Below are 24,233 nucleotides of genomic sequence, written 5' to 3' on the forward strand. Positions count from 1 at the left end.
ATCTATTATGAAAATCGTTATCATCGGCGGAACCGGCCTCATCGGTTCGAAGACTGTCGAACGCCTGCGCAAGCGGGGACATGACGTGATTGCCGCCTCGCCGAATTCCGGCGTCAACACGATCACCGGCGAAGGATTGGCCGAGGCACTCGCGGGCGCCGAAGTCGTGCTCGACCTTGCCAATTCGCCCTCCTTCGAGGACAAGGCCGTGCTCGAATTCTTCGAGACCTCCGGCCGCAACCTTCTCGCCGCCGAGAAAGTCGCCGGCGTGAAGCACCATATCGCGCTGTCGGTCGTCGGCACCGAGCGCCTTCAGGAAAGCGGCTATTTCCGCGGCAAGCTCGCCCAGGAAAAGCTGATCAAGGCGTCGGGCATTCTCTATACGATCGTACATTCGACGCAGTTCATGGAATTCCTGAGCGGCATCGCCCAATCCGGCACCGTCGGCCAGACGGTCCACCTGTCGCCGGCCTATGTGCAGCCGATCGCCTCCGACGACGTCGCCGACGCCATGGCCGACGTGGCGCTCTCCGCCCCTGCCAATGCGACTGTGGAGATATCAGGTCCTGAACGGGTCCGCCTCAGCGACCTCGTCGCCCGATATCTGACAGCGATGAAGGATCCGCGCACCGTCGAGGCCGATGCCGAAGCGAAATATTTCGGCGCACGGCTCAACGACCAGTCGCTGGTCTCCGACGACAATCCGCGGCTCGGCTCGATCACCTTCGAGCAGTGGTTCGCAAAGTCCGCCCAACCAAAGTGATGGGGCCTGGTCCTTCCCAACCCAGATTCAAGGAGATTCCGATGATCAGAAAATCATTCCTCGCCGCCGCTCTCGCCTTTCTGGCCGCCACCGGCGCCGGCGCGCATGACAGCAGCAAGGCTGCCAAGGTCACGCTCGTCTATGAGCACGAACTTCCCAACGTGCCCGGCAAGAGCATGAAGGGTGTGCTGGTCGAATACGGTCCGGGCGGCTTCTCCGAAGGCCACACCCATCCCGACTCGGCCTTCATCTACGCCACCGTGCTCGAAGGATCGATCCGCAGCCAGGTCAATGACGGCCCGATCAAGGTCTATCAAGCCGGGGAAAGCTTCTCCGAAATGCCGGGCGACCGTCACGGCGTCAGCGCCAACGGCAGCGACACCAAGCCCGCCCGCCTGCTCGCCGTCTTCGTCGTCGACACCAGCCAGAAAGAGCTGACCTACCCGCTGAAGAAGTGACGATCTGTCTTGCCGTGCCGCGCGAAGCCTCGATGCTTGCGCGGGCGGCCGACATGCTGGATCTTGTGCCGCCCGCCCCTCCCGGAGACTGAGAGATGATCTACGACGCGCTCTTCGGCAAGCCTTTGATATCCCTTGTTACAGTCGGCTTTGCCGGCATCGTCGTCTGGTTCTTCCTCTCCAGCCAGCGGCCGACGACGCGGCTGGTGGTGCAGATCCTCTTCTTTGGCCTGATGACCTTGATCCTCGTCAGGAGCGGCATCGAACCCCACCGGTTTCAGGGATATCAGGCTGAGGATCCGCAGGCCCTGCTCGTCATCCTGGCGAAATCGCTCTGGTGGGTTCACCTCGCATGGGCCGTCATCGGCTTCATCAGGCTCTATCTGGTGCTGGAGGGCAGCCCGCGGGAAGCCCGCCTGCTCCAGGATCTCGTCATCGGCGTCGTCTATATCGGCATCGCGCTGTCGATCCTGGCTTTCGTCTTCGGCGTGCCGATCGGAACCCTCGTCGCGACCTCGGGCGTGGTCGCGATCATCCTCGGCCTTGCGCTTCAGAATACGCTCGCCGACGTCTTCTCCGGCATCGCTCTGACCCTCGGCCGGCCCTATGTCATCGGCGACTGGATCCTTTTGAGCGACGGCACCGAAGGGCGCGTCATCGAAAGCAACTGGCGCGCGACGCATATCCTGACCGGCGCAAACAACGTCGTCGTCCTGCCGAACAGCTTCCTGGCGAAGCTCGGCGTTACGAATGTGAGCCGGCCTGACGAGACCCATCTCCTGGTCCTCACCATCCGCGTCGCCCCGACGCGGATGCCGGCATCGATCCGGCAGGTCATGGCCACGGCGCTCGCCAGCTGCAATTCGATCGTGCGAGAGCCGCCGCCGGTCGTCGCATTGAAGGGGCTGGACGCCACGGCGCTCGAAGTCGAGTTGCTGTTCAAGGTCACGAGCCCCAGCCAGCGCGCGACGGCGCGAAACGAGGTGCTCGATCTCGTCTATCGTCACTGCAAATCAGCGGGCCTGCTGCTCGCCCTTCCCGCCTCCGCCACGATCCTGACCGCAGATCTGCCGACCGAGGAGACCGCGCAGCCGCCAAGCGTGACGCCGCTGGCGCTGATCGAGGCCATTCCGATCTTTGCGACGCTGACATCAGAGGAAAGAGAGAAGCTCGCAGAAACCACGACTATCCGGGAATTCCGCAAGGGCGACGTGATCGTGCGGGAGGGAGAAATGCTGCCGTCGCTGATGATGGTACGCGCCGGCATCATCGCAGCGCGGCGCGCAGGCGAAGAGCGCGGACGGTTTGCGCCCGGCGATTTTTTCGGCGAGACCGGGCTTCTCGCCGGCATGCAGGAAGTCTGCACCCTGGAAGCACTCACGCCCGCCACGGTCTATGAAATCGATCAGGAGGCCTTCGCGCCGCTGCTGAGCCAACGCCCCGCACTGGCCGAAGAGATCGCCGAAGACCTCGCCGGCCGCGCCGAACGCTTCCGCGACGGCGGCGCCCTGCCCCCGGAACATGCCCGTAGCGCGCACGCCATCCTGAAGACCATCAGGACCATCTTCAGGGCATAATTTGACAGACTTCTCAGCCGGCGCGCTTGAGCACCCATTCGAACGTGCTCTGCCAGACGTCGGGCCGCACCTCCTCGGACAAGGTATCGACGAGATCGGAGAGCCGGACGCGCCTCAGCGACGTCCGCCAGGCCTCGTCCGCCTCCCACATGATGCGGGCGACCGCGCAAGGCTTGCTGTCGCAATACTCTTGCGGCCGGCAGGGATTGTTCTCCCGGATGTTCGTGCAGTTGAAACTGCGTGCCTTTCCCTCGACTGCCTCGACCATGTCGAGGAAATTGATCTCGGACGCGGGCCTCGCCAGCCGGTAGCCACCGGTCGGGCCGAGCGTGGTCTCGACGAGCGAGGCCTGCGAAAGGCTCTGGAGCGCCTTGGAGAGATATTCCTTTGGCAAGCCGTGAAGCTCGGCGAGCGCCTTGGTGGAGAGATACCTGCCCTCGGGCAGGCCCGCGAGAATGGCGCAGCAGTGCAGCGCCCACTCGACCTGGCTTTTCAGGATCATTCGGCAACTCGTATTGGCTGGTCCGCGAACGGAATTAAGGATATATGATATCCACAAAGCGAGACGATGTAAATGATCCGCAAAAGCAGCCTCTTGCTGCCGTGCCGGCACGATTGACGCCGGCTCCCGTTACCGCTCAGCCCGCAGTCTTGATCTCTTCTCCGCTCGGCGTCAGCTCCCTTTCAATGCCGGCGATCAGCTTGCGCAGCAAGGCCGCCAGCGTCTCACGCTCCGTCGCGTCAAGGCCCTGCAGAAACGAGGCTTCGCTCGCCATGTCGGTGCGGATGGCCTTTTCGGCAAGTGCTGCGCCGGCCTCCGTCAGGGCCACCAGCACGCTTCGCCCGTCACGCGGCGATCTTTCCCGGCGGATCAGGCCCGCCTTCTCCAGCCGGTCGAGCCTGTGGGTCAGGCCGCCGGAGGAGATCATCAGCGCGGAATACATGTCGGTCGGCGTCAACCGGTACGGCGGTCCGGAACGGCGAAGCGTCGCGATCACGTCGAATTCGCCGCGGTCGAGGCCGAAATCGGCGAAGGTCGCCTCGATACTGGGGCGCACGAGGTTCGACAGCCGATAGGCGCGGCCCAGGATCGTCATCGGCTGCGTATCGAGGTCCGGCAGCTCGCGTGCCCACTGGCGCTGCAGCCGATCGACATGATCCTCTTTTTCAATTCCGTCCGTCATTTTTGCCTCACGCACCGGTGACAGCGCCGACACATACACTTTCCGCCGAGGCCGAGCCATGGAAATATCTTGACGAGAAGATAGTTTTCGAAATATATCTTCTCGTGAAGATAACTCGACGACATGCGGGAGGCACATGATGTTCAAGATTCTTCGTCACCAGGAGCCGCAGCCCGGCCAGAGCCGCACGGTCCGTTTCGAGGGCCATGACCATGGCGGCGGCATATCCCTCTTCATCGTCGATAACGAACCGGGCCAGGGACCGGATCTGCATGTCCACCCCTATTCCGAGACATGGGCCGTCAGGAAGGGCGAAGCCGAGTTCACCGTGGGCGACATCAAGACCCGCGCCTTCCCCGGCGATATTGTCGTCGTGGCCGCCAACACACCGCACCGCTTCGAGAACATCGGCACGGGACGGCTCGAAGTCGTCTGCATTCATGCCAGCGATACGATCGTGCAGGAATTTGTGTGAACAAGGCCGAAGGCCAGGACAATGGAAGAGGAGACAACCGCAATGACCAAGATGATCTTCGTGAACCTGCCGGTGAAAAACCTTGCCATTGCGACCCGCTTTTACGAAGCGATCGGCTGCCGCAAAAACGAGCAGTTCAGCGACCACCAGGCCTCAAGCATGGTCTGGTCCGACGCCATCTTCCTGCACCTGCTGACGCGCGATTTCTTCGCGACCTTCACGCCAAAGCCGGTCGCAGAGGCAGAAAAGTCGAGCGAAGTGCTGATCGCGCTGACGATGGAGAGCCGTAAAGAGGTGGACGCGATCGTCGAAGCGGCGGCGGGAGCCGGCGGCAAGGCCGATCCGCGCCCGCCGACCGATATGGGCTGGCTCTACAACCGCGCCTTCGAGGACCCGGATGGCCATATATTCGAAGCGCTCTTTGCCGACATGGCGGCGGCCGGCTCGGGGCAGTAACGAAGCGCACCATGCGCGGGCAAGGCGGTTCATTCCGCCTCGACCGTCAAAACTTTTCCCGCGTCTGGAATAAAACCGCCTCGACCCGTGTCTCATGGGAGGTATCGCAGGATTGCGTGCCCAACCTGAGGAGACACACCATGAAATCCGTGAAATTCCTGTCCATCGTGGCGGCTGGCGCTTTTGCCGCGACCGCTGCCTTTGCCGCCGCTCCCGTCAAGACAGTCGATTCTACCAAAGGCAAGGTTCTGGCCGGTGAAAACGGCATGACCCTCTATACCTTCAAGAAGGACGCCAAGGGCGTTTCCAACTGCAACGGCGATTGCGCCAAGAACTGGCCTCCGCTGAAGGCGGCTTCCGATGCCAAGGCCGATGGTGCATATTCGATCATCGAACGCAAGGATGGCACGAAGCAATGGGCCAAGGACGGCATGCCGCTCTATTTCTGGGTCAAGGACACGAAGATGGGCGACATCACCGGCGATGGCGTCGGCGGCAACTGGGAGCTCGCCAAACCCTGATCCCAGGATCCCTGATCACGAGAAAGCTGCCGGCGTGAAAACACCCGCACCCGAAACCTTCGAGGGCCAGATCCTGGCCCTCCTGCCCTCGCTCAGGCGCTATTCGCGCAGCCTGACGCGCTCGGATGCCGATGGCGAGGATCTGCTCCAGGATTGCGTCGAGAAGATCCTGACCCGCCGCGGCCAATGGCGCGGCCTCAATCTGCGCGGCTGGGTCCTGACCATCATGACCAATCTCTACCGCAACGGCCGGCGCGGCAGGACGCGCGACGGCCTGGTCGAGCTCGATGCAGCCGAGGATATGGCAGCCCCCGAACCGCCGGCCGATCCGTTGGAGCGCGCCCGTCTCAACGATGCGCTGAACAGCCTTTCGGAGGAGCACCGCGCTGTGCTGATGCTCGTCGTCATCGAGGGATACACCTACGGCGAGGTTGCCGCTGCTCTCGATATCCCGATCGGCACGGTCATGTCCCGCCTGTCGCGCGCCCGCCGGCGCGTCGCGGAACAACTGAAGGCCGATAACATCATTACGCTTCGGAGACCGAAATGAACGACGCCAACCCGATCGTCACCGAAGCCGATCTCCACGCCTATGCCGACGGCCAGCTGCCGGAATCGGCACGCGCCCGAGTCGAGGCCTTCCTTGCCGACAATCCCGACGAAGCGGCGGCGATCGCCGGCTGGCAGGCGCAGAACGGGGCCATCCGGTCGCTGTTTGCAGATTACGAAAGGGCGAGGGATACCGATCCGCTGCTCGTGACGCCCCCGCACACCGTCTCGCCGCGAACAAAACGCTGGGCGGTCGCTGCCGCTGCCCTCCTCGTCTTCGCGCTCGGTGCCGTCAGCGGCCATTATGGCCCGGCGCTTCTGGAAAAGCCGGCGCTGCAGCTTGCCGGCTCCGACACCCTGCCGAAACAGGCCGAGACCGCCTTTATGGTCTATGCCGCCGAGGTCCGCCACCCCGTCGAGGTCTTCGCCGATGAGGAGGCGCATCTTGCCGCCTGGCTCGGCAAGCGCCTAGCGATCGAAAACCTCAAGATCCCGACCCTGCAGCCGCTCGGCTTCAAGCTGGTCGGCGGCCGCCTGCTGCCGGTCGACGGCAGGCCGGGAGCGATGTTCATGTATGAGAACCAGGCCGGCGAGCGCCTGACCGTCATGGTCGGCCGCAACACGGAAAACCGCACCACGAGCTTCCGCTTCGCCTCCTCAGGCAATCTCGAGACCTTCTACTGGATCGACGGTGAACTCGGCTACGCCGTCACCGGCGAAATCTCGCGCGAGACGCTGCGCGCCGTGGCCGAGGAATGCTACCGGCAGTTCCCGTCCTAGCGCAATTCCCGCAGCGGATCGTTGCCAAGCTCGATCGGCTTGCCATGCAGCGTGGCTTCGGCAGCCCGCTGCCAGCTCTTCTGCAGGTCAATGATGACGGATGCATCCGCCACGCCGCGACTGACCAGCAGGGCCGAAAGCGCCTCCACCCAGCAATCGAAATAATCGCTGCCGTCTTCGGCTCGGCCGGCTCCGTGCAACTCCCTTGAGAGGGAAGCCGCCCATTCGCTCCAGGTGAAGACGCCCTTTTCGTGCAGGTGCACGGTCATGGCGAAAGCTTCGGCCGCCCAGGGCTCTGGGAAAACGGGATCGCCCTCCGGCGACTTCGGCAGGCCCGGCGATTGCGAGAGCTGAGAGGATATTTCACACGCGCTCAAGATAGCTCTCCCACGCATCGATCGACACCGTCAGTGACGGGTCGGCCCCCTCGCCCCAGATCTCCGCACCGTCGAAGACGACGGTATAGAGCCATTGCGGGTTCTCGCCTTTGCCATGTGCGTTATCGTCGGGGAAAACGAAAGAGCCTTGCACCGCCTCGACCACACCGGTCCTGGCGCGCGCATAGCGCGGTAGCCGCGTATGGGTCGCCGGATTGAAATTCTTCGTTTTCACGCGCTCGCCGGCCGCAAAGAGCGGCGCGGTCTCGACGGGACGATCGCAAGGCCCACCCTTCGCCAGAGCCGCGGGCACCATCTCCGCCTTCAGCACCCGCTTCGGCGCCGTCCCATCCTGCAATTTCCGCCCGGACAAAAGCTCCTCGCCCGTCGCAAAGCCGTGCCGCTTCAGCAGCGTCTCGACGCCGCGGATCCAGAGCTCGTAATAGCTGACGGCGAGATAAGCAGCCGGCGGAATATTCTCGCGAGCATGCCGGCTTTCATCGATCGTCCATGCGCCGAAAGCGCCGCAGGAAAGCGTGATGCCGAGCGCCCGCTTTTCCCATTCGGCATGGAAAGAGGGTTCGTCCTTTTCAGGCGCGACAGGCCCGAAGCCCATCTGCCCGCCGAGATCATGGGGACCGTTCATGGCAGAGCCTCCGGACTGCCGGCAATGGCCGTGCCGATCATCGCGTCGCGGCTGACGAGGCCCGCAAGTGCGGCCTCGTCCATCTCTTCCGTGCCCGCCGGGCGTTCGGGGATCACGAGATAACGCAGCTCCGCCGTCGAATCCCAGACGCGGATCTTCTTCTCCTCGGGCAGCGTCAGCCCGAATTCGGCAAGCACGCCGCGCGGATCGATGACCGCGCGCGAGCGATAGGCCGGCGCCTTGTACCAGACCGGCGGCAGGCCGAGCACCGACCAGGGATAGCAGGAGCACAACGTGCAGACGACAAGGTTATGGGTCTCTGCCGTATTGAAGACGGCGCGCATGTGTTCGCCCTGCCGGCCGGTAAACCCAAGGCTCGCGATCGCCGCCGTCGCATCGCGCTTGAGCCAATCGGCGAAATCGGCATCGCTCCAGGCTTTGGCGACGACCTGCGCACCGTTTCGCGGACCCACCTTCGTCTCATAGGTCTCGACAATCGCATCGATCGCCGCCGGATCGATCAACCCCTTCTCCGTCAGCAACGTCTCCAGCGCCTTCACGCGCGCCTGCATGTCGGAATAGTGGTTGTCGTGCTCGTGCCCGTGGGCGTGATTGTGATGATGGTCATGGTCGTGCAAGGCAATGTTCTCCCAAACGGCGGCGTGAAAGATGGGCAGGGTTCGCGACTTGTTACCTCTTCCCCCCGGCGGGGGTCCGAAGGACGGATTGAGACCGGTGGCTCAACCCCGGTCGGTGACCCGAAGGGCCGGATGAGGGGCCATACGGCACGCCCATCATTGTTGCCCTCTGCTTACGCTCCGTGCATTCGCGGCTTTCGCCGCTCACCCCCTCATCTGCCTGCCGGCATCTTCTCCCCGCTGGGGAGAAGCGGAATCGTGGCGGCGTCTCACTTTCCTGAAAACGCCTTCCCCTCTTTCTAAACACACACCACACGCCCGCCAAGCCCTTCTATCCCACTCACGCTTTTCCGCTAATCTCCCGCAATGAACATCCTGATTCTCGGCGCAACCGGCTTCATAGGCTCCGTCGTCGCGGCCCGGCTCGTCGCTGACGGCCACGCCGTGACCGGGCTCGGGCGCAATCCGGCGCGTGCACGGCTGAAGCAGCCTGCGATCGGCTGGCGCCAGGCCGATCTCTCCCGCATGACAAAGCCCGAGGACTGGGAGGATCTCCTCGAAGGCCAGCATGTCGTCATCAATTGTGCCGGCGCCCTGCAGGACGGCATGTCGGACGATCTGGCGGCCACCCAGGCGGAAGCGATGCTGGCGCTCTATTCCGCCGCAAAACGCACGCGCCCTCTGATCGTGCAGATATCCGCAAGGACAGCAGGCCCGGCGGGCGACCTGCCCTTTCTCGCCACCAAGCGACGGGCCGACGAGGCGCTGGCGGCAAGCGGCCTGCCTCATCTCATCCTGCACCCCGCCCTCGTTCTCGGCCGCAATGCCCACGGCGGCTCGTCGCTCTTGCGCGCACTTGCCGCCTTCCCCCTGGCGCTGCCGCTCGTCCACGCTGAAAGCCCGGTCGAAACGCTTTCCGTGGATGACGTGGCGGAAGCGGTATCGCGGGCGGTTGCAGGCGATCTCCGCGGGGACATCGTTCTCGCCGCCGACGAGGCGCTGACGCTCGCCGAACTCGTCCGCTTGCATCGGCAGTGGCTGGGCCTGCCGCCTGCCCGCGTGATCGCCCTTGCCCCCTGGCTTGCGAGGCCCGTAACGTGGCTCGCGGATATGGCGGGCCTGCTCGGCTGGCGCTCGCCGCTGCGTTCGACGGCGATGACGGTCATGTCGGAAGGCATCAGAAGCGTGAAAGCCGGAAGCGGTATCGCCGCGACATCCGCAGCCGCAACGCTCGCGGCCAATCCTTCCGGCGTGCAGGATCTCTGGTTTGCCCGGCTCTATCTCCTGAAGCCGCTCGTCATATCGGGTCTGTCGCTCTTCTGGCTACTATCGGGCCTCATCCCACTTTTGGCGCCAGCGCAGGCAAGCGCCCACTTCCTTCCCTTCATGCCCGCAGGCGCCGCCATGGCGCTGACGATCATCACCTGCCTGATCGATATCGCGCTCGGCGCAGCCGTCCTTGTCCGCCCGCTCGCCAGACGCGCCCTTCTCGGCATGCTGGCCGTCTCGCTCGCCTATCTCGCCGGGGCCACTCTTCTCGAACCCATGCTCTGGCTCGATCCGCTCGGCCCCCTCGTCAAGGTGCTAACGTCGATCCTGCTGACGCTCGCCGCTCTCGCCATTCTGGACGAACGCTGATGCTTGCCGAACTGCTGCTGCTTGCCCATGTGATCGGCGCGACCGTGCTCTTCGGCACCGGCGCCGGCATCGCCTTCTTCATGGTGATGGCGCATCGCACACACGATCCCATAGTGATCGCCCATGTCGCGGCAACCGTCGTCATCGCCGATACGGTCTTCACCGCCACCGCTGCCATTCTCCAGCCAATCACCGGCTATCTGCTGGCGCGATCGATCGGCTGGGACCTTTGGGAAGGTTGGATTGCGCTGTCACTGCTGCTTTATGTCGTGACCGGCCTGTTCTGGCTGCCGGTCGTCTGGATCCAGATCCGCCTGCGCGATCTCGCCCGCGCCGCAGCAAGCTCGGGAAGCGCCCTCCCGCCCAGCTATTACGGCCTCTATCGCATCTGGTTCGCCTGCGGCTTTCCAGCCTTTTTCGCCGTCGTCGGCATTTTCTGGCTGATGCTGACCAAACCGTCGATCACCCTATTTTAGCATCGGCCAGAGGCTCGCCACCAAAAGCACGGCCATGCTGATATTGAACCATTTCAGCCGCACCGGATCGGAAAGCCATTCCCGAAACGCCGAGCCGAAGCCCGCCCAGGTCGAAACGCTCGGCACGTTGACGATTGCGAAAGCCAGGCCGACAATCAGCACGCTGATAAGATAGAGCTCGGGATTGGTATAGGTCGCCATCGCCGTGACCGCCATCACCCAGGCTTTCGGATTGACCCACTGGAAGGCCGCCGCCGCGAGAAAGGACATTGGCGCTGCACCGCTCTTGCCTTCGCTGAGCGAACGCGAGGAGGCAATCTTCCAGGCGATCCAGACGAGATAGGCGCCGCCGGCGAATTTCAGCGCGGTGTAGACCACGGGCACCGTGTGCAGCAGCGCGCCGAGCCCGAGACCGACGCCGATGAGCAGTGAGAAGAAGCCTGCGCCAATGCCGAGCATATGCGGGATCGTCCTGCGGAAGCCGAAATTCACGCCCGATGCAAAGAGCATCAAATTGTTCGGCCCCGGCGTGATCGACGTCGTGAAGGCGAAGAGAAAGAGAGCTAAAAACGTATCCGGCGGCATGCGACCTCCAAAGTCGGCATTTCCTCAACCTGCTTATTTAGGTCAGCATAGCTGCCCTAAACTCTTGATGCCATTACATCATTGCCATGGTGACAGGATTACTTGAAAGATAAGAACGCCGCGCAATCTCCTGCAAAATGGAAAAAATCATGCAAGATGATCCGATCCCGACAGTCAAATTCCCGAACGGCGCTGAGGTGCCGGCACTTGGCCAGGGAACCTGGGCCATGGGCGAGGATGCCGGTTACGCGAAAGCCGAGATCGAAAGCCTGAAGGCCGGCATCGATCTCGGCATGACGCTGATCGACACCGCCGAAATGTACGGCGACGGCGGCGCCGAGGAGATCGTCGGCCAGGCGATCAAAGGACGGCGCGACGAGGTCTTCATCGTCAGCAAGGTCTATCCCTGGAACGCCAGCTTGAAAGGCACGGTCGAAGCTTGCGAAAACAGCCTCGAACGGCTCGGCACCGACCGCATCGACCTCTATCTCCTGCACTGGCGCGGCAACTATCCGCTCGCCGAGACGGTCGAAGCTTTCGAGACACTGAAGGCAACGGGCAAGATCGGCGCCTGGGGCGTCTCGAACTTCGATACCGACGACATGCAGGAACTGCTCCGCGTCCCTGACGGGGCCAATGTCGCCGCCAACCAGGTGCTCTACAATCTTTCCCGCCGGGGCGTCGAATTCGATCTGCTGCCCTGGTGCCAGAGCCACGACATCCCGCTCATGGCCTATTCGCCGATCGAACAGGGCCGCATCCTGCACCATCCCGAGCTGATCCGCATCGCCAAGGCCAATCAGGCGACACCCGCACAAGTGGCTCTCGCCTTCCTGCTGGAACGCGGCGGCGTCTTCGTCATACCGAAGACATCCAATGTCGAGCGCGTTCGCGAAAACCGCGACTGCGTCTCCCTCGACATTACCGACGAGGACTGGAAGGCGCTCGACGCGGCCTTCCCACCGCCGACAGGCAAAAGGTCGCTGGAGATGCTTTGACCTTCAGCGGTGCAAGGGAATTGGCTCGCTATACCGAAAAAAGCCTGATAATTTTTTGCGGACACCAAGCGAGGCAATCCCATGCCAGGCGGTCCGACGCGAAGTGATTTAGCAGCTATGCAAGGGGGCGGCTTCTATAACAGGCATTCCGCCATGCAGGCCGCCGGTATTGCCGCTCTGCTTCCCGTATGGGAAGCCGCGTGCCGGACCGTGGACATCAGCGATGGCCCAGTGACCATCGTCGATTATGGCTGCTCGCAAGGCCGAAATTCGATGATCCCGATGCGAAAGGCGATTGACGTCCTGCGTTTCAGAGCGGGCGCAATCATTCCCATCGAAGTCGTCCACACCGACCTTCCATCCAACGATTTCTCGTCCCTGTTCGAAACGCTGATTTCAGACCCGAATAGCTACATGACGGGAACCTCCGATGTTTTTCCTCTGGCGATCGGCAAATCATATTTTGCGCCGTTGCTATCGCCTGGCCGCGTGCACCTTGGCTGGTCGACCTGGGCGTTGCAGTGGATGAGCACCAACACAATTGATGCGCCAGATCATATCCTAGCAGGAATGAGCAGTTCACCAGCCGTTGCCGCTGCGGTCGCGGCGCAGCAAGCGCGCGATTGGGAATGTTTTCTGACCCAGCGATCACGGGAGATGCGGCCAGGTGCGAAACTCGTGGCCGGGTTCACCGCCCGCGCGGAAGCTGACACCGGCTGGGAGTGGCTGCTTGGCGAACTGTGGTCGGCGGTCGGAGACATGAGAAAGGATGGTTTGCTCTCGGAACGGGAAGAGGAGCAGATTACCATACCAATCGGCCTTCGGTCCCTGGAGGATATTCAGGCCCCTTTCAGACAATCCGGATCTTTCGCAGACCTCACGCTGGAACACCTGGATCTGGTGAAAGTGAGCGATGCATTCTGGCCCGAATTCGATGGCAGCGGCGACAGATTGGCGTTCGCCAGGCATCATGCGAATGGGACGCGCGCATGGAGCGGCCCGCTGATTGCCAGCGTGGCGCCACACTCGCGAAAGCAGACCGTATTTGTCGACGAGCTGTTTAGCCGTTTCGAGCATCGCCTGTCGAAAGACCCCAGACCCCACGAGCCTTACATGGCGACGGTGGTACTATCGAAGAAAGATCGGTGATTTATGCCGAGCCGACGATCCGCACCCATCGGAACTTCCGCGGTTTAGGAAAGTGGCCCGGCATTGTCTGAGCTCGGCAGATTCCGTCATGCTACATCAGGCATGACGGAATCCGACTTTTACATCCCCTGCGCGCCGCGGTTCATCGCGGCGATGCCAGTGCGGCAGACCTCGATGAGGCCGAGCGGCTTCATGATCGCCACGAACTGGTCGATCTTCGAAGATTTGCCGGTGATCTCCAGGATGAAGTGGCCGACCGTCGCATCCACCACCTTGGCGTGGAAAGCGTCGGCAAGGCGCAGCGTCTCGGCGCGCATATCGCCCTCGCCGATCACCTTGACCAGCGCCACTTCACGCTCGATCGGGCGGTCCTGACCGAGTTCGCGGGCCCGCACCGTGAGATCGACGACGCGGTGCACCGGCACGATGCGCTCGAGCTGCGCCTTGATCTGCTCCAGCACGTGCGGCGTGCCGCGGGTGACGATGGTGATGCGGGAAAGATGCGCCTGATGCTCGGTCTCGGAGACCGTCAGGCTCTCGATATTGTAGCCGCGCCCGGAAAACAGGCCGATGACCCGGGCAAGAACGCCCGGCTCGTTGTCGACGAGAACCGAAAGCGTGTGGCTTTCGACCGCCGTCGTTTCCGGCGAGATGAAATAGGCGGAGCCCGTGGGCTGTAGATGTGCGTTCATGGTCTTGAGTTTCCTCTTCCCTGCCGCATAACCCTCGAAAATCGGAAGCGATTTTCAGAAAGCATTATGCGCAAATTAAAATGTCAGACGAGCGCGCGGCCCTTGGCGTCGATCGCATTGGCGACAGCTTCATCCGTGGCTTCGTCAGGCAGGAGCATTTCGTTATGCGCCTTGCCCGAGGGGATCATCGGGAAGCAGTTGGCGAGATTGGCGACACGGCAATCGAAAATGACCGGCTTCTTGACCTCGATCATCTCCAGAATGGTGTCGTCGAGATGCTCCGGCTTCTCGCAGCGCAGGCCGACGGCGCCATAGGCTTCCGCCAGCTTGACGAAATCCGGCATCGCCTCCGTATAGGAGTGCGACAGGCGGTTGCCGTGCAGCAGCTGCTGCCACTGGCGCACCATGCCCATGTACTGGTTGTTCATGATGAAGATCTTGATCGGCGCATCGTACTGGATCGCCGTCGACATTTCCTGGATGCACATCTGGATCGAGGCGTCGCCGGCAATGTCGATGACGAGACTGTCGGGATGGGCGATCTGGACGCCGAGTGCTGCCGGCAGGCCGTAGCCCATCGTCCCCAGGCCGCCCGAGGTCATCCAGCGGTTCGGCTGTTCGAAGCCGAAGAACTGTGCCGCCCACATCTGGTGCTGCCCGACCTCGGTCGTGATGTAGGTGTCGCGATCCTTGGTATGCGCAAACAGCCGTTCCAGCGCATATTGCGGCATGATGACGTCGCTGTTCTTCGTATAGGCGAAGGAGTTGCGCGCCCGCCAGCGGGCGATATCGCTCCACCAATCCTCCAGGCGGTTTTTCTCCGGCCTCTTCGGCAGCGCCCGCCACAGGCGAACCATGTCTTCGAGGACATGGCCGACGTCGCCGCGGATGCCGATATCGACACGGACATTCTTGTTGATCGAGGACGGATCGATGTCGATATGGATCTTCTTCGAGTTCGGCGAAAAGGCATTGAGACGGCCGGTGATGCGGTCATCGAAGCGGGCGCCGATGCAGACCATGACGTCGCAGTCATGCATCGCCATGTTGGCCTCGTAGGAGCCGTGCATGCCGAGCATCTTCAGCCAGTTCTTGCCCGAAGCCGGATAGGCGCCGAGGCCCATCAGCGTCGAGGTGATCGGAAAATCGGTGAGCTCGACCAGTTCGCGCAGCAGCTTGGAAGCCTCCGGGCCGGAATTGACGACACCGCCGCCGGAATAGATGACCGGACGGCGCGCACTCGCCATCAGTTCGATCGCCGCATGGATCTGGTTGAGATCGCCCTGGATCTTCGGCTGATAGCTCTTCTGCACCGGGTAGTCGGCGGGCGGCGTGTAGGTGCCGGTCGCAAACTGCACGTCTTTCGGAATATCGACGACGACAGGCCCCGGACGGCCGGACTGAGCGATGCGGAAAGCCTCATGAATGATGGCGGCGAGCTGGTTGACATCCTTGACCAGCCAGTTGTGCTTCGTGCAGGGCCGGGTGATGCCGACTGTATCGCATTCCTGGAAGGCGTCGGAGCCGATCAGCGGGGTCGGAACCTGGCCTGTCAGGCAGACGAGCGGGATCGAATCCATCAGCGCGTCCTGCAGCGGCGTGACCGCATTGGTCGCGCCCGGACCCGAGGTGACCAGCATGACGCCGACCTTGCCGGTGGAGCGGGCGTAACCTTCGGCAGCATGGCCGGCCCCCTGCTCGTGTCGGACGAGGATGTGCTTGATGTCGTCCTGCTGGAAGATCTCGTCATAGATCGGCAGGACCGCGCCGCCGGGATAGCCGAAGATATGTTCGACGCCATTGTCCTTCAGCGCCTTGAGAACGATCTCCGCTCCCGTCATCCGATTGCCTGCCGCCTGATTGTCCGTGCTCATCTGTCTGTTCCGTTTGATGCTGGGATTGCGTTTGTGGCCGGAAGCCCTGATTTCGGGCATAAAAAAAGGCCCCGGAGGAGCCTGTCATCTAGCGCATGGGTGGCTATCGCCGGATGGTTACACCATCCTGCCCATGCGCTTTCCCACCACGATAAGAGCCGTTGCGATTTTCATGGTCGGCAGTGATAGACAGAAAATTTCGCAGCGTCAACGCATGCCGCAATAAAAACTGCCCCACGCCTGCATCCCCGAAAATCCATAGGATGAAGGATTTGTTAAAGGATCGACTTTATTCTTATACGCTACCGCATGGAGTAGCCCTTTGCTCAACAACGACTTGCGCACGTCTGGCAAGGCAGGCGAGCATGATCGCCGCGATGGCCATGCGCCGGGAAATCGCTTTCTCGGCCGCGTCGTTGCATGCAGCGGCTCCAGGGCAACCATTGCCGCCGTCGCCGAGCAGGGCGGCACCGATCTCACCGAACTCTGGTCCGTCGGCCGGCTGATTTCGATCAGCGTCGGCCGCAACCGCGTCGTCGCCCTTGTCTATCAGATGAACACCGGCAGCCATGCCTGGGGTGAGGGCGAGGACAATTATTTCAAGATCGAGACTGAGCTTCTCGGCGAAGTTCGCGTCGATGAGGACGGCACCGAGGAATTCTCGACCGGCATCTCATGCTATCCCTATCTCGGCGCCATCGCCCACCGCATCCGCTCCGCCGACCTGATCCGCATTTACGATGCCGGCGAAGGCACGACAGCCGTCATCGGCAAGCTGACGCAGGACGAAAGCATCGATGCGGCGATCCACATCCCCTCGATGCTCTCCAAGCATTTCGCCGTCGTCGGCTCCACCGGCGTCGGCAAGTCGACGGCCGTGTCGCTGCTGCTGCACAAGGCGATCGCGGCGAACCCGAAGCTGCGCGTGCTGATCCTCGATCCGCACAATGAATTCGCCGCCGCCTTTCCCAAGCATGCCGTCACCATCGACACGGATACGCTCGACCTGCCCTTCTGGCTGATGCGGCTCGAAGAATTCGCCGAAGTCGTCTTCCGTGGCCGCCCGCCTGTACCCGACGAACTCGACATGCTGCGCGATATCCTGCCGGAGGCCAAGCGCGCCTTCCGCGGCAGCGACAACTCGCTGGTGCGCCGCACGACGGAAAAAAGCTCGATCACCGCTGATACGCCGGTCCCCTACCGCATGGCCGATCTGCTGGCGCTGATCGACGAGCGCATCGGCCGCCTGGAGGGCCGCTCGGAAAAGCCCTTCCTGCGGTCGCTGAAGATGCGCCTCATCGCTGCGATCAACGATCCGCGCTATCATTTCATGTTTTCCAACAATACGATCAGCGACACGATCACCGAAACGATCGCGCAGATCTTCCGCATCCCCGGCGATGGCAAGCCGATCTGCACCTTCCAGCTTGCCGGCATTCCGTCCGAAGTCGTCAACTCGGTCGCGTCAGTGCTTTGCCGCATGGCCTTCGAGGTGGCGCTCTGGAGCGAAGGCGCCATCCACATGCTCGTCGTCTGCGAGGAAGCCCACCGTTACATCCCCTCCGATCCGAGTCTCGGCTTCGTGCCGACGCGCCAGGCGATCGCCCGCATCGCCAAGGAGGGCCGCAAATACGGCGTCTCGCTCGGCATCATCACCCAGCGGCCGGGCGAACTCGACCAGACGATCCTGTCGCAGTGCTCGACGCTTTTTGCCATGCGGCTTGCCAACGACCGCGACCAGGAAATCATACGCTCGGCCATCCCGAATTCGTCGATCTCGACGACGAGCTTCATCTCCTCGATCGGCAACGGCGAGGCGATCGCCTTCGGCGAGGCGATCAGCGTACCGATGCGCATGCGCTTTTCCCGCGTCGACGAGAGCCTGCTGCCGAAGGCGCACGGCGCCAACAGCAAGCATAGCGAGGAAGATCCGGATACGGTCGATCTGCGCAAGATCGTCACCCGCATGCGGGCGGTGACCGTCGGACCGGATATTTCGAACTTCCAGCAGAGCATGGCCGCATCTGCGGTAGGCTTCGACGAGCCGGATGCCGCCGACGAGGATCTCGACGCCACGCCCTATACGCCGCCCGACCCAGCCACCGCGCCGCTCGAATCCTACCGGCGCGAATTGCTGCCGCAGGCGCCGCGGCTGGATCCGGCCGCGTCTCCCTCGATCGACCCGCGGCTCGATGCGCTGCGCCGCGAGATGCGCCGCGAGGAACCGGTCTTTCCCCGCCCGGCGCCGCCCACCGACCAGCCGGCGATCTCCCGCCGGGAGCCCGGCACATCGCTGCGCGAAAGCATCCTGAAAAAACCGCTGAGCAGCCTTTACAACAAGGATTGATGCGTCAGCCCCGTCTCGTAGTCGATCAGCGGCCGGGCGGCGTCGAGCACGCGTTGCCGGTCCACAGGGTTGAGTGGCAGGAGAGGCCGCGGAAGCTCCGCGCGGCCGAGTGAGAGATGCTCGACGAGCATATAGACCACGCGGATGCTTCCGAATGCCTTGAACGTTTCCCAGAGCGGCTGCAGGAGCCCGGCGAGCCGTTGCGTCTCATCGCCATTGCCGGACATGGCAGCCTTGGTCAGGGCAAGAGCTGTGCGCGGCAGCAAGCCGCCGATGACGCTGTGCCAGGCGTCAGCGCCTGAAAGCAGCGCTTCGGCCGCACCCCAGTCGCCGCTGTAGCCGATCGCGAGATTGGTCTTTTCCCGCAATGTCGCGAGTTCCCCTCGCAAATCACCGTCCGCCGGCAGCGGCATTTTCACGGCCCTGATCGTCTCTATGTGAGACAGGCGCTGCAGAAGCTCCCGGGTGAAGGTGAAGTGCGTCGTGCCGGGATTGTTGTAGATGCAAAGCGGAAGCCTGGTCGTCTCCGCCACCGCGAGGAAATGCTGGTAGACTTCCTCCTGGGTCAGCGGCGTGTAGGACACCGGCGCAAGCAGAAGAGCATTTGCACCCGCTGCCTCGGCATCCCTGGCGAAATCCTTCGCATGGTCCGTCCTCAGAGCCCCGACGCCGACGACAAGCGGAACACGGCCGCCAACGCATTCGACCGCCGCCTCGACGGCCCTCCGCCGCTCCTCGCGCGTGAGATAGGCGTAGATCCCCGTGCTGCCGAGAAGGCCGATGGAGGCGGCGCCTGCCTCGCACAGGCGTTCCAGCAGGCGGCTGAGGGCCTGCGTATCGACCCGGCCATGGATGTCGGCAGGCGTTGGCGGGAAGGCCGAGAGGCCATGAAACGGCGAAGAAGACATGATGCGATCCTGAAAAACGATCAGTTGGAAAACAGCAGGCGCGATCCGGCACCCGCGAAGAAGACGGCGAGGCTTCCGTCGATCCAGCGGCGCGCCCTGGCATAACCGCGCACCATCGGCGCCGTCGAGAAGATCAAGGCATAACCGGCGAAGATCGAGATCCCGAGGAGCACGCAGCCGCCGAAGGCCGTGATGGCCATTTGAGGCGAAGCGCCGGGTTTGAGGCCGAGCGACATGATCGCCACCCAGGCGAGAACCGCCTTCGGATTTCCGAGATGCATCAGGATGCCGCGGCGATAGAGCGCGCCGAGCTCGACGGCAGGCCGGATCACCTCGCTTGCCGGCGCATCCCGAACTGCCGAGCGGGCCGCTTTCCAGGCAAGCCAGAGAAGGTAGAGCCCGCCTGCGATCTTGAGGAACAGCAGCGCATGGGCATAGCGCACGAGCAGCGTCGAGATGCCCGTGACCGCAATCAGCCCCCAGCATGTCGACATGGTTATGACCCCGGCGGCAAGGGCAAGTGCGGGTCGGCGTCCCTGGCTCATCGCCACATTCATGATGGCCATGTTGCTTGGCCCGGGACTGCCTGCGGCAATCATGTAGGCGATGTAGACGACGATAAGATCCTGCATTGCTTTTCCCGAGGTTTGGCCATCTGCGCGGACACCGCCCGAACGGGGGGAGCCGCCAATCCGCTTTCTTCTCCTCGAAAATTGGTCCATCATGAAGCACCATTTTCAAGAATCTTCGTGGACCATTTCGCGATGTCCAAGCGACGCAGCACCATCGAAATCCCGTCTCTCAACGCGATCGACCGAACGGCCCATGTCGGCCGCCAGCTCGCGCAGGCCCTCAGGAGCGCAATCGCCAGCGGCGAGTTGAGGCCGGGCGAACGCCTTCCCTCGACGCGCACCCTTTCGGCCACCCTGAAGATCGCGCGCGGCACCATCGTCGAGGTGTTCGATCAGCTGACCGCCGAAGGTTATCTCGAAGCGCAGGTCGGAGCCGGCACCCGCGTTACCGCTGCCCTGAGGGACCCGCCGCCGGCGCTCCCGCCCGAGCGGGCGGCGCAGGCGGCCGAGGCTGCCATCGACCTGCCTCCCCCCGCGGCCCGGCTGATCGCGATTGCCCGCGCGCTCGCGCCTCACCCGCCCGTTCCCTTCGCCATCGCCGTCCCGGCCTCCGGCATCGCCCCCGACGACAACTGGCGCCGTCTCGGCAACCGCGTGCGCGCTTGGAAACAGGCGGCGCCCTCGAGCTATCACGATCCGATGGGACTGCTCGAGCTGCGCGTCGCCATTGCCGAACATGTGCGCCGCGCACGGGCCGTGCACTGCGAGCCGGGACAGGTCATCGTCACGTCGGGCACCCAGCAAGGCCTCTACATGGCCGGCCGCGTGCTTCTATCGCGCGACGATCCCGTCTGGGCCGAGAATCCGGCCTATCCCGGCCTGACCGCCGTGCTCGACGATCTCGGCGTATGCACGCATCGCGTCCCCGTCGATGCGCAGGGGATGAACGTGGAACGCGGCATCGAACTCTGCCCGCAGGCGCGCGCCGCATTCGTGACGCCGTCGCATCAATATCCGATCGGCATGCCGCTCAGCATGGCGCGGCGCAACGCCCTGATCGCCTGGGCCGACCAGAACCGAGCCTGGATCGTAGAGGACGACTACGACAGCGAATTGCGGTATGCTGGACACCCCTTCCCTTCGATGCAGGGATTGCGTCCGTCACGCGTCATCTATCTCGGCACCTTCAGCAAGGTGCTCTTTCCGTCCCTGCGCCTTGGCTACGTCATCGCCCCTTCACAGCTTGCGGAAGCCTTCGCCGGCGCACGCGCCATTCTCGACCGGCATTCGCCGACGACAGAGCAGCACGTTCTCGCGGCCTACATGAAGGAGGGCTATTTCGAAGCCCATATCCGGCGCATCCGGGGTCTCTATGCCGAACGCCGCGCAATCCTGCTGTCGGCCCTCGAACGCGCCTTGCCCGAAGGCTTCCGCGTCGAGCCGAGCGACCAGGGCATGCATCTTCTCCTGTGGCTGCCCGAAGGAACCGATGACGTGCGGCTCGCAGCCCGGGCGCTTTCGGCCGGCATCGCCGTCCGTGCGATCTCCCCCATGTATGCCGGCCAGCCCGCACGCCCCGGCCTGATGCTGGGCTTCGGCGGCTTCCTGCCGGAGCAGTTGCAAGCCGCGGTCGGCGAACTCGCCAGACTGCTGAGACTTCGTGAAACGGCGGACAAGCGGCATAGGCCACTGTGAATGCGTGACGAATTTGCAGATGGCTTCGGCTAGCGCGCCAATGGACTGTCCCAGACGACAAACAGCAGCGCCTTGAGTTGGGCGAAACGCTCCGGCCCAAGCTCGGCGCGCCACTCGTCCTCGATGTCGCGCAATATGTCGACCATCTCAGAGAACGCGGCGTGTCCACGTTCCGTAAACCGGACGATGCGCGCGCTGCCTTCACCCGGAACGTCGGAGCGGACGATGTAGCCGAAACCCTCGAGGCTGCGGAGCAGCTGGTTGATGGCCTGTTTGCTCATGCCGGCGCGCTCGGCGATCGTGCCCGGCCGCGCTCCGTCCGGGCCTGGAAACTGCAGAACCGCCATATGCGGCAGACGCAACTCGTCAAAACCGGCGGCGTTCAGCCCTTTGATCAGCCGGCGCTGGATCGCCTGGGCCGGCACGCGCAGCAGGGCGCCGATCAGCATGTCTTCGGTTCTCACTGGCAGGCTTTCCTGGATGACGGCATTGACGATCCGGTAAATTGAGTTTACTAATGAGTAGTAAACGTAGTTTACCGGAGGAGTTTCCAAAATGCCAGAGAGAACCATTGATCCTCGCGTCAATCCTTCCGATGAAACCATTGGCACCAAAGGCTTCGCGGTTCGCTTCCTGCTGACTGCGGACGACTCGAACGGCAGCGTTGCCGCCTTCGAGCTCATGGTCCCGGCCGCGCTGCGACTGCCGGCGCCGGCGCACAGCCACGATCACTACGAAGAGACGATTTACGGCATCGAGGGGGTGCTGACTTGGACGGTCGACGGAAAACAGATCGACGTCGGGCCGGGGCAAGCGCTCTGCATTCCGCGTGGCGCCGTTCATCGGTTCGACAACAACGGCAGCCAGGACGTGAAGGCGCTCTGCGTGGTCACGCCGGCAGCGATCGGACCGGAGTATTTCCGCGAGGCTTTCGCGGTGCTCAACGCGGCGGCAGGTGGTCCGCCGGACCGGGCCAAGATGGCGGAAATCATGCGCCGTCACGGCCTTATGCCAGCGGCGCCCCCGACATAGAGGCGGCGGCTGACGGGCTGGCCCTCGGCTAAACCGTCAGCCGCTCCCAGCTCTCGTCCATCTGGTTGCGGAACCATGTCATTTGTCGCTTGGCATATTGCCGCGTTGCCGCGGCACCTTTCTCCAGCACCTCGTCGCGCGTCATCTCGCCGCTCAGCATTGCCGCGATCTGCGAGACGCCGATCGCCTTCATGACAGGCGCCTCGGCGGGCAGGCCGAGCGCAAGCAGCGCCCTCACCTCGTCTTCCGCGCCCTCGCGCAGCATCTTTTCAAAACGGCCGTTGATACGGGTATGCAGCACGGCTCGATCCGGCAGCACGACGATCTTGCGGGCCTTGGCGGCGTCGATCACGACAGGCCCAGACCGGCCCTGGAAATCGGCGATCGATTGCCCGGTCGCCTTCATCACCTCCAGCGCCCGGACGATGCGCTGCCCGTCCTGGCGGTTGAGGCTTGCCGCCATGGCAGGATCGGCCTCGGCAAGCTCCGCGTGAAGCCCGTCCGGCCCCTCCGCCACGAGCCGAGCCCGCAGCTCTTCCCGCAATGCCTCAGGAATATCGGGCATATCGGAGAGGCCGCCGGTCAGTGCCTTGAAATAAAGCCCGGTGCCGCCGACGAAAACCGGCAGTCGCCCGGCGGCGCGGAGCGCCGGCAGCAGCGCCGAGACATCGCGCAGCCAGGCGCCTGTGGAATAGGCCGCCCCCGCCGGCACATGACCGTAGAGATGATGCGGCACGCCCTGCATCTCCTCTTCCGACGGGCGCGCGGTCAGCACCCGCAGCGTGTCGTAGACCTGCATGCTGTCGGCGTTGACGACCGCGCCTCCGTGGCGCCTCGCCAATTCAACGGCGAGCGCGGACTTGCCGCTGGCGGTCGGCCCGGTTATCAGGATCGCGTTCTCTATGCTCAGAAGGTTTTCCATCATGGCCCTCGTTGCCACGCTTGTTGCCAATCCGTCAAATCCCGTGCTGACCCCTGGCATCGCCGAACGGGCGGCCGAGGCCGTTGCGGCGTCCGGCCTCTACTGGCTGGCCGACGGCATTGCCTGCGATATCGCCCTGCGCGACGGCACGGATGCGCAAGCGGCCGAAGCCAATCTCCTCGCCGTCATATCAGGCGCGCCGATCGATCTCGTCATCCAGGAGCAGGACAGCCGCCGCAAGAAGCTGCTGATCGCCGACATGGATTCGACGATGATCGGCCAGGAATGCATCGACGAACTCGCCGCCGAAGTCGGCCTGAAGGAAAAGGTCGCCACCATTACCGCCCGCGCCATGAACGGCGAGATCGCTTTCGAGCCTGCGCTGCGCGAACGCGTCGCCCTCTTGAAGGGACTGCCGCTCTCGGTCGTCGACGAGGTCATCGCCAAGCGCATCACGCTGACCCCGGGCGGGCCGGAGCTGATCGCCACCATGAAGTCGAAAGGCCATTACACCGCCCTCGTCTCCGGCGGCTTCACCGTCTTCACCAGCCGCATCGCCGCCACCCTCGGCTTCGACGAGAACCGCGCCAACACGCTGCTGGAAAACAGCGGCATCCTCTCCGGCTTCGTCGCCGAACCCATCCTCGGCAAGCAGGCGAAGGTCGATGCGCTGAACGAGATTTCGGCCAAGCTCGGCATTTCGCCGAAGGAGGCGATCGCCGTAGGTGATGGCGCCAACGATCTCGGCATGCTCCACCTCGCCGGCTCCGGCGTCGCCCTCCACGCCAAGCCCGCCGTCGCCGCCGAAGCGCAGATGCGCATCAACCACGGCGATCTGACCGCGCTGCTCTATATCCAAGGCTACCGGAAGACGGATTTCGTCACGGTTTGAAGACCGACGGGGGAACTTTCTCCACCCTC

28 protein-coding genes are annotated in these 24,233 nt (G+C 63.4%); 16 read left to right on the top strand and 12 right to left on the bottom strand.

Annotated elements, in window-relative coordinates; genetic code table 11:
* Nucleotides 1–7 precede the first annotated feature (7 nt).
* The 3 genes from EFB14_RS00835 to EFB14_RS00845 all read left to right on the top strand — a co-directional run bounded on the left by EFB14_RS00835 (nucleotide 8) and on the right by EFB14_RS00845 (nucleotide 2,798).
* Nucleotides 8–763: an SDR family oxidoreductase gene (locus tag EFB14_RS00835; RefSeq protein ID WP_126821901.1), complete on the top strand. Its 756-nt coding sequence runs from the start codon at nucleotides 8–10 to the stop codon at nucleotides 761–763.
* A 41-nt stretch (nucleotides 764–804) separates the two neighbouring features.
* Nucleotides 805–1,221 (top strand): cupin domain-containing protein, encoded by a 417-nt coding sequence (locus EFB14_RS00840; RefSeq protein WP_125843671.1) that lies wholly within the window; start codon nucleotides 805–807, stop codon nucleotides 1,219–1,221.
* A 95-nt stretch (nucleotides 1,222–1,316) separates the two neighbouring features.
* Nucleotides 1,317–2,798, top strand: coding sequence for a cyclic nucleotide-binding domain-containing protein (locus EFB14_RS00845; RefSeq protein ID WP_126821903.1), 1,482 nt, complete (start codon nucleotides 1,317–1,319; stop codon nucleotides 2,796–2,798).
* A gap of 13 nt (nucleotides 2,799–2,811) precedes the next feature.
* Here the strand turns inward: EFB14_RS00845 and EFB14_RS00850 are convergent, their stop codons facing one another.
* Both EFB14_RS00850 and EFB14_RS00855 read right to left on the bottom strand, forming a co-directional pair.
* The gene (locus EFB14_RS00850) at nucleotides 2,812–3,300 is read right to left on the bottom strand and encodes an RrF2 family transcriptional regulator (protein ID WP_126821905.1); all 489 of its coding nucleotides are present in this window, start codon (nucleotides 3,298–3,300) and stop codon (nucleotides 2,812–2,814) included.
* Nucleotides 3,301–3,436: 136 nt separating this feature from the next.
* Nucleotides 3,437–3,982 (bottom strand): MarR family winged helix-turn-helix transcriptional regulator, encoded by a 546-nt coding sequence (locus EFB14_RS00855; protein WP_126821907.1) that lies wholly within the window; start codon nucleotides 3,980–3,982, stop codon nucleotides 3,437–3,439.
* A gap of 136 nt (nucleotides 3,983–4,118) precedes the next feature.
* Here EFB14_RS00855 and EFB14_RS00860 point away from each other — a divergent pair, with 136 nt between their 5' ends.
* From EFB14_RS00860 to EFB14_RS00880, 5 genes are all read left to right on the top strand, one after another.
* Complete coding sequence (locus tag EFB14_RS00860) at nucleotides 4,119–4,457, top strand: cupin domain-containing protein (RefSeq protein ID WP_125843667.1); 339 nt, start codon at nucleotides 4,119–4,121, stop codon at nucleotides 4,455–4,457.
* Nucleotides 4,458–4,499: 42 nt separating this feature from the next.
* Entirely contained in the window at nucleotides 4,500–4,913 is a 414-nt protein-coding gene (locus EFB14_RS00865) for a VOC family protein (protein ID WP_126821909.1), read from the top strand.
* A gap of 140 nt (nucleotides 4,914–5,053) precedes the next feature.
* Complete coding sequence (locus tag EFB14_RS00870; RefSeq protein WP_126821911.1) at nucleotides 5,054–5,434, top strand: COG4315 family predicted lipoprotein; 381 nt, start codon at nucleotides 5,054–5,056, stop codon at nucleotides 5,432–5,434.
* Between the two features lie 34 nt (nucleotides 5,435–5,468).
* Entirely contained in the window at nucleotides 5,469–5,984 is a 516-nt protein-coding gene (locus tag EFB14_RS00875) for an RNA polymerase sigma factor (RefSeq protein ID WP_126821913.1), read from the top strand.
* Nucleotides 5,981–6,763: an anti-sigma factor family protein gene (locus EFB14_RS00880; protein ID WP_126821915.1), complete on the top strand. Its 783-nt coding sequence runs from the start codon at nucleotides 5,981–5,983 to the stop codon at nucleotides 6,761–6,763. Before EFB14_RS00875 ends, EFB14_RS00880 begins: the two co-directional genes overlap by 4 nt.
* On the opposite strand, the gene EFB14_RS00885 is transcribed toward EFB14_RS00880, so the two are convergent.
* The 3 genes from EFB14_RS00885 to nthA are packed head-to-tail and all read right to left on the bottom strand — an operon-like array spanning nucleotide 6,760 to nucleotide 8,424.
* Complete coding sequence (locus tag EFB14_RS00885; RefSeq protein ID WP_126821917.1) at nucleotides 6,760–7,140, bottom strand: nitrile hydratase accessory protein; 381 nt, start codon at nucleotides 7,138–7,140, stop codon at nucleotides 6,760–6,762. The genes EFB14_RS00880 and EFB14_RS00885 overlap by 4 nt on opposite strands.
* Nucleotides 7,127–7,786, bottom strand: coding sequence for a nitrile hydratase subunit beta (nthB, locus tag EFB14_RS00890; protein ID WP_126821919.1), 660 nt, complete (start codon nucleotides 7,784–7,786; stop codon nucleotides 7,127–7,129). Before nthB ends, EFB14_RS00885 begins: the two co-directional genes overlap by 14 nt.
* Nucleotides 7,783–8,424, bottom strand: a complete 642-nt coding sequence (gene nthA, locus EFB14_RS00895; RefSeq protein ID WP_126821921.1) for a nitrile hydratase subunit alpha — start codon at nucleotides 8,422–8,424, stop codon at nucleotides 7,783–7,785. The genes nthB and nthA overlap by 4 nt, the downstream gene beginning before the upstream one ends.
* Nucleotides 8,425–8,790: 366 nt before the next feature.
* Here nthA and EFB14_RS00900 point away from each other — a divergent pair, with 366 nt between their 5' ends.
* Entirely contained in the window at nucleotides 8,791–10,062 is a 1,272-nt protein-coding gene (locus EFB14_RS00900; protein ID WP_126821923.1) for an SDR family oxidoreductase, read from the top strand.
* A complete protein-coding gene (locus tag EFB14_RS00905) occupies nucleotides 10,062–10,538 on the top strand; it encodes a DUF2269 family protein (RefSeq protein ID WP_126821925.1) in 477 nt (158 codons plus the stop codon). The genes EFB14_RS00900 and EFB14_RS00905 overlap by 1 nt, the downstream gene beginning before the upstream one ends.
* Here EFB14_RS00905 and EFB14_RS00910 read toward each other — a convergent pair.
* Nucleotides 10,530–11,123 (bottom strand): LysE family translocator, encoded by a 594-nt coding sequence (locus EFB14_RS00910; protein WP_126821927.1) that lies wholly within the window; start codon nucleotides 11,121–11,123, stop codon nucleotides 10,530–10,532. The two genes, EFB14_RS00905 and EFB14_RS00910, sit on opposite strands and share 9 nt — an antisense overlap.
* A gap of 149 nt (nucleotides 11,124–11,272) precedes the next feature.
* Between EFB14_RS00910 and EFB14_RS00915 the strand changes: the two genes are divergently transcribed.
* Nucleotides 11,273–12,121, top strand: a complete 849-nt coding sequence (locus EFB14_RS00915) for an aldo/keto reductase (RefSeq protein WP_126821929.1) — start codon at nucleotides 11,273–11,275, stop codon at nucleotides 12,119–12,121.
* A 231-nt stretch (nucleotides 12,122–12,352) separates the two neighbouring features.
* Complete coding sequence (locus EFB14_RS00920) at nucleotides 12,353–13,270, top strand: class I SAM-dependent methyltransferase (RefSeq protein WP_245438190.1); 918 nt, start codon at nucleotides 12,353–12,355, stop codon at nucleotides 13,268–13,270.
* A gap of 119 nt (nucleotides 13,271–13,389) precedes the next feature.
* On the opposite strand, the gene ilvN is transcribed toward EFB14_RS00920, so the two are convergent.
* Nucleotides 13,390–13,962, bottom strand: a complete 573-nt coding sequence (gene ilvN / locus EFB14_RS00925) for an acetolactate synthase small subunit (RefSeq protein WP_125843655.1) — start codon at nucleotides 13,960–13,962, stop codon at nucleotides 13,390–13,392.
* A gap of 83 nt (nucleotides 13,963–14,045) precedes the next feature.
* A complete protein-coding gene (locus EFB14_RS00930; RefSeq protein WP_126821933.1) occupies nucleotides 14,046–15,836 on the bottom strand; it encodes an acetolactate synthase 3 large subunit in 1,791 nt (596 codons plus the stop codon).
* Nucleotides 15,837–16,158: 322 nt separating this feature from the next.
* On the opposite strand from EFB14_RS00930, the gene EFB14_RS00935 reads away from it, so the two are divergent.
* Nucleotides 16,159–18,183, top strand: a complete 2,025-nt coding sequence (locus EFB14_RS00935; RefSeq protein ID WP_126821935.1) for an ATP-binding protein — start codon at nucleotides 16,159–16,161, stop codon at nucleotides 18,181–18,183.
* On the opposite strand, the gene EFB14_RS00940 is transcribed toward EFB14_RS00935, so the two are convergent.
* Together EFB14_RS00940 and EFB14_RS00945 are read right to left on the bottom strand one after the other, a co-directional pair.
* Nucleotides 18,168–19,094 carry a dihydrodipicolinate synthase family protein gene (locus EFB14_RS00940; RefSeq protein WP_126822597.1) on the bottom strand — a complete coding sequence of 309 codons (927 nt, stop codon included), beginning with the start codon at nucleotides 19,092–19,094 and terminating at the stop codon, nucleotides 18,168–18,170. The two genes, EFB14_RS00935 and EFB14_RS00940, sit on opposite strands and share 16 nt — an antisense overlap.
* Nucleotides 19,095–19,111: 17 nt before the next feature.
* Nucleotides 19,112–19,723: a LysE family translocator gene (locus EFB14_RS00945; protein ID WP_126821937.1), complete on the bottom strand. Its 612-nt coding sequence runs from the start codon at nucleotides 19,721–19,723 to the stop codon at nucleotides 19,112–19,114.
* A gap of 132 nt (nucleotides 19,724–19,855) precedes the next feature.
* Here EFB14_RS00945 and pdxR point away from each other — a divergent pair, with 132 nt between their 5' ends.
* A complete protein-coding gene (pdxR, locus tag EFB14_RS00950; protein ID WP_126821939.1) occupies nucleotides 19,856–21,358 on the top strand; it encodes a MocR-like pyridoxine biosynthesis transcription factor PdxR in 1,503 nt (500 codons plus the stop codon).
* 29 nt (nucleotides 21,359–21,387) lie between these two features.
* Here pdxR and EFB14_RS00955 read toward each other — a convergent pair whose 3' ends face one another.
* Nucleotides 21,388–21,822: a MarR family winged helix-turn-helix transcriptional regulator gene (locus EFB14_RS00955; protein WP_245438191.1), complete on the bottom strand. Its 435-nt coding sequence runs from the start codon at nucleotides 21,820–21,822 to the stop codon at nucleotides 21,388–21,390.
* A gap of 91 nt (nucleotides 21,823–21,913) precedes the next feature.
* Here EFB14_RS00955 and EFB14_RS00960 point away from each other — a divergent pair, with 91 nt between their 5' ends.
* A complete protein-coding gene (locus EFB14_RS00960; RefSeq protein WP_126821941.1) occupies nucleotides 21,914–22,390 on the top strand; it encodes a cupin domain-containing protein in 477 nt (158 codons plus the stop codon).
* A gap of 28 nt (nucleotides 22,391–22,418) precedes the next feature.
* On the opposite strand, the gene miaA is transcribed toward EFB14_RS00960, so the two are convergent.
* Nucleotides 22,419–23,315, bottom strand: a complete 897-nt coding sequence (miaA, locus tag EFB14_RS00965) for a tRNA (adenosine(37)-N6)-dimethylallyltransferase MiaA (RefSeq protein WP_183604841.1) — start codon at nucleotides 23,313–23,315, stop codon at nucleotides 22,419–22,421.
* On the opposite strand from miaA, the gene serB reads away from it, so the two are divergent.
* Nucleotides 23,314–24,204, top strand: coding sequence for a phosphoserine phosphatase SerB (gene serB / locus EFB14_RS00970; RefSeq protein WP_126821942.1), 891 nt, complete (start codon nucleotides 23,314–23,316; stop codon nucleotides 24,202–24,204). The genes miaA and serB overlap by 2 nt on opposite strands.
* Nucleotides 24,205–24,233 lie beyond the last annotated feature (29 nt).

Origin of the sequence: Rhizobium fabae (assembly GCF_003985135.1) — a bacterium.
GTDB classification, from domain to species: Bacteria; Pseudomonadota; Alphaproteobacteria; order Rhizobiales; family Rhizobiaceae; genus Rhizobium; species Rhizobium pisi.

What these genes read in the sequence shown, in the direction of transcription:
- EFB14_RS00835 (WP_126821901.1), top strand. Translation starts at nt 8, where the DNA reads ATGAAAATCGTTATCATCGGCGGAACCGGCCTCATCGGTTCGAAGACT.
- EFB14_RS00840 (WP_125843671.1), top strand. Translation starts at nt 805, where the DNA reads ATGATCAGAAAATCATTCCTCGCCGCCGCTCTCGCCTTTCTGGCCGCC.
- EFB14_RS00845 (WP_126821903.1), top strand. Translation starts at nt 1,317, where the DNA reads ATGATCTACGACGCGCTCTTCGGCAAGCCTTTGATATCCCTTGTTACA.
- EFB14_RS00850 (WP_126821905.1), bottom strand. Translation starts at nt 3,300, where the DNA reads ATGATCCTGAAAAGCCAGGTCGAGTGGGCGCTGCACTGCTGCGCCATT.
- EFB14_RS00855 (WP_126821907.1), bottom strand. Translation starts at nt 3,982, where the DNA reads ATGACGGACGGAATTGAAAAAGAGGATCATGTCGATCGGCTGCAGCGC.
- EFB14_RS00860 (WP_125843667.1), top strand. Translation starts at nt 4,119, where the DNA reads ATGATGTTCAAGATTCTTCGTCACCAGGAGCCGCAGCCCGGCCAGAGC.
- EFB14_RS00865 (WP_126821909.1), top strand. Translation starts at nt 4,500, where the DNA reads ATGACCAAGATGATCTTCGTGAACCTGCCGGTGAAAAACCTTGCCATT.
- EFB14_RS00870 (WP_126821911.1), top strand. Translation starts at nt 5,054, where the DNA reads ATGAAATCCGTGAAATTCCTGTCCATCGTGGCGGCTGGCGCTTTTGCC.
- EFB14_RS00880 (WP_126821915.1), top strand. Translation starts at nt 5,981, where the DNA reads ATGAACGACGCCAACCCGATCGTCACCGAAGCCGATCTCCACGCCTAT.
- nthB (WP_126821919.1), bottom strand. Translation starts at nt 7,786, where the DNA reads ATGAACGGTCCCCATGATCTCGGCGGGCAGATGGGCTTCGGGCCTGTC.
- EFB14_RS00900 (WP_126821923.1), top strand. Translation starts at nt 8,791, where the DNA reads ATGAACATCCTGATTCTCGGCGCAACCGGCTTCATAGGCTCCGTCGTC.
- EFB14_RS00905 (WP_126821925.1), top strand. Translation starts at nt 10,062, where the DNA reads ATGCTTGCCGAACTGCTGCTGCTTGCCCATGTGATCGGCGCGACCGTG.
- EFB14_RS00910 (WP_126821927.1), bottom strand. Translation starts at nt 11,123, where the DNA reads ATGCCGCCGGATACGTTTTTAGCTCTCTTTCTCTTCGCCTTCACGACG.
- EFB14_RS00915 (WP_126821929.1), top strand. Translation starts at nt 11,273, where the DNA reads ATGCAAGATGATCCGATCCCGACAGTCAAATTCCCGAACGGCGCTGAG.
- ilvN (WP_125843655.1), bottom strand. Translation starts at nt 13,962, where the DNA reads ATGAACGCACATCTACAGCCCACGGGCTCCGCCTATTTCATCTCGCCG.
- EFB14_RS00930 (WP_126821933.1), bottom strand. Translation starts at nt 15,836, where the DNA reads ATGAGCACGGACAATCAGGCGGCAGGCAATCGGATGACGGGAGCGGAG.
- EFB14_RS00945 (WP_126821937.1), bottom strand. Translation starts at nt 19,723, where the DNA reads ATGCAGGATCTTATCGTCGTCTACATCGCCTACATGATTGCCGCAGGC.
- pdxR (WP_126821939.1), top strand. Translation starts at nt 19,856, where the DNA reads ATGTCCAAGCGACGCAGCACCATCGAAATCCCGTCTCTCAACGCGATC.
- EFB14_RS00960 (WP_126821941.1), top strand. Translation starts at nt 21,914, where the DNA reads ATGCCAGAGAGAACCATTGATCCTCGCGTCAATCCTTCCGATGAAACC.
- serB (WP_126821942.1), top strand. Translation starts at nt 23,314, where the DNA reads ATGGCCCTCGTTGCCACGCTTGTTGCCAATCCGTCAAATCCCGTGCTG.
- miaA (WP_183604841.1), bottom strand. Translation starts at nt 23,315, where the DNA reads ATGATGGAAAACCTTCTGAGCATAGAGAACGCGATCCTGATAACCGGG.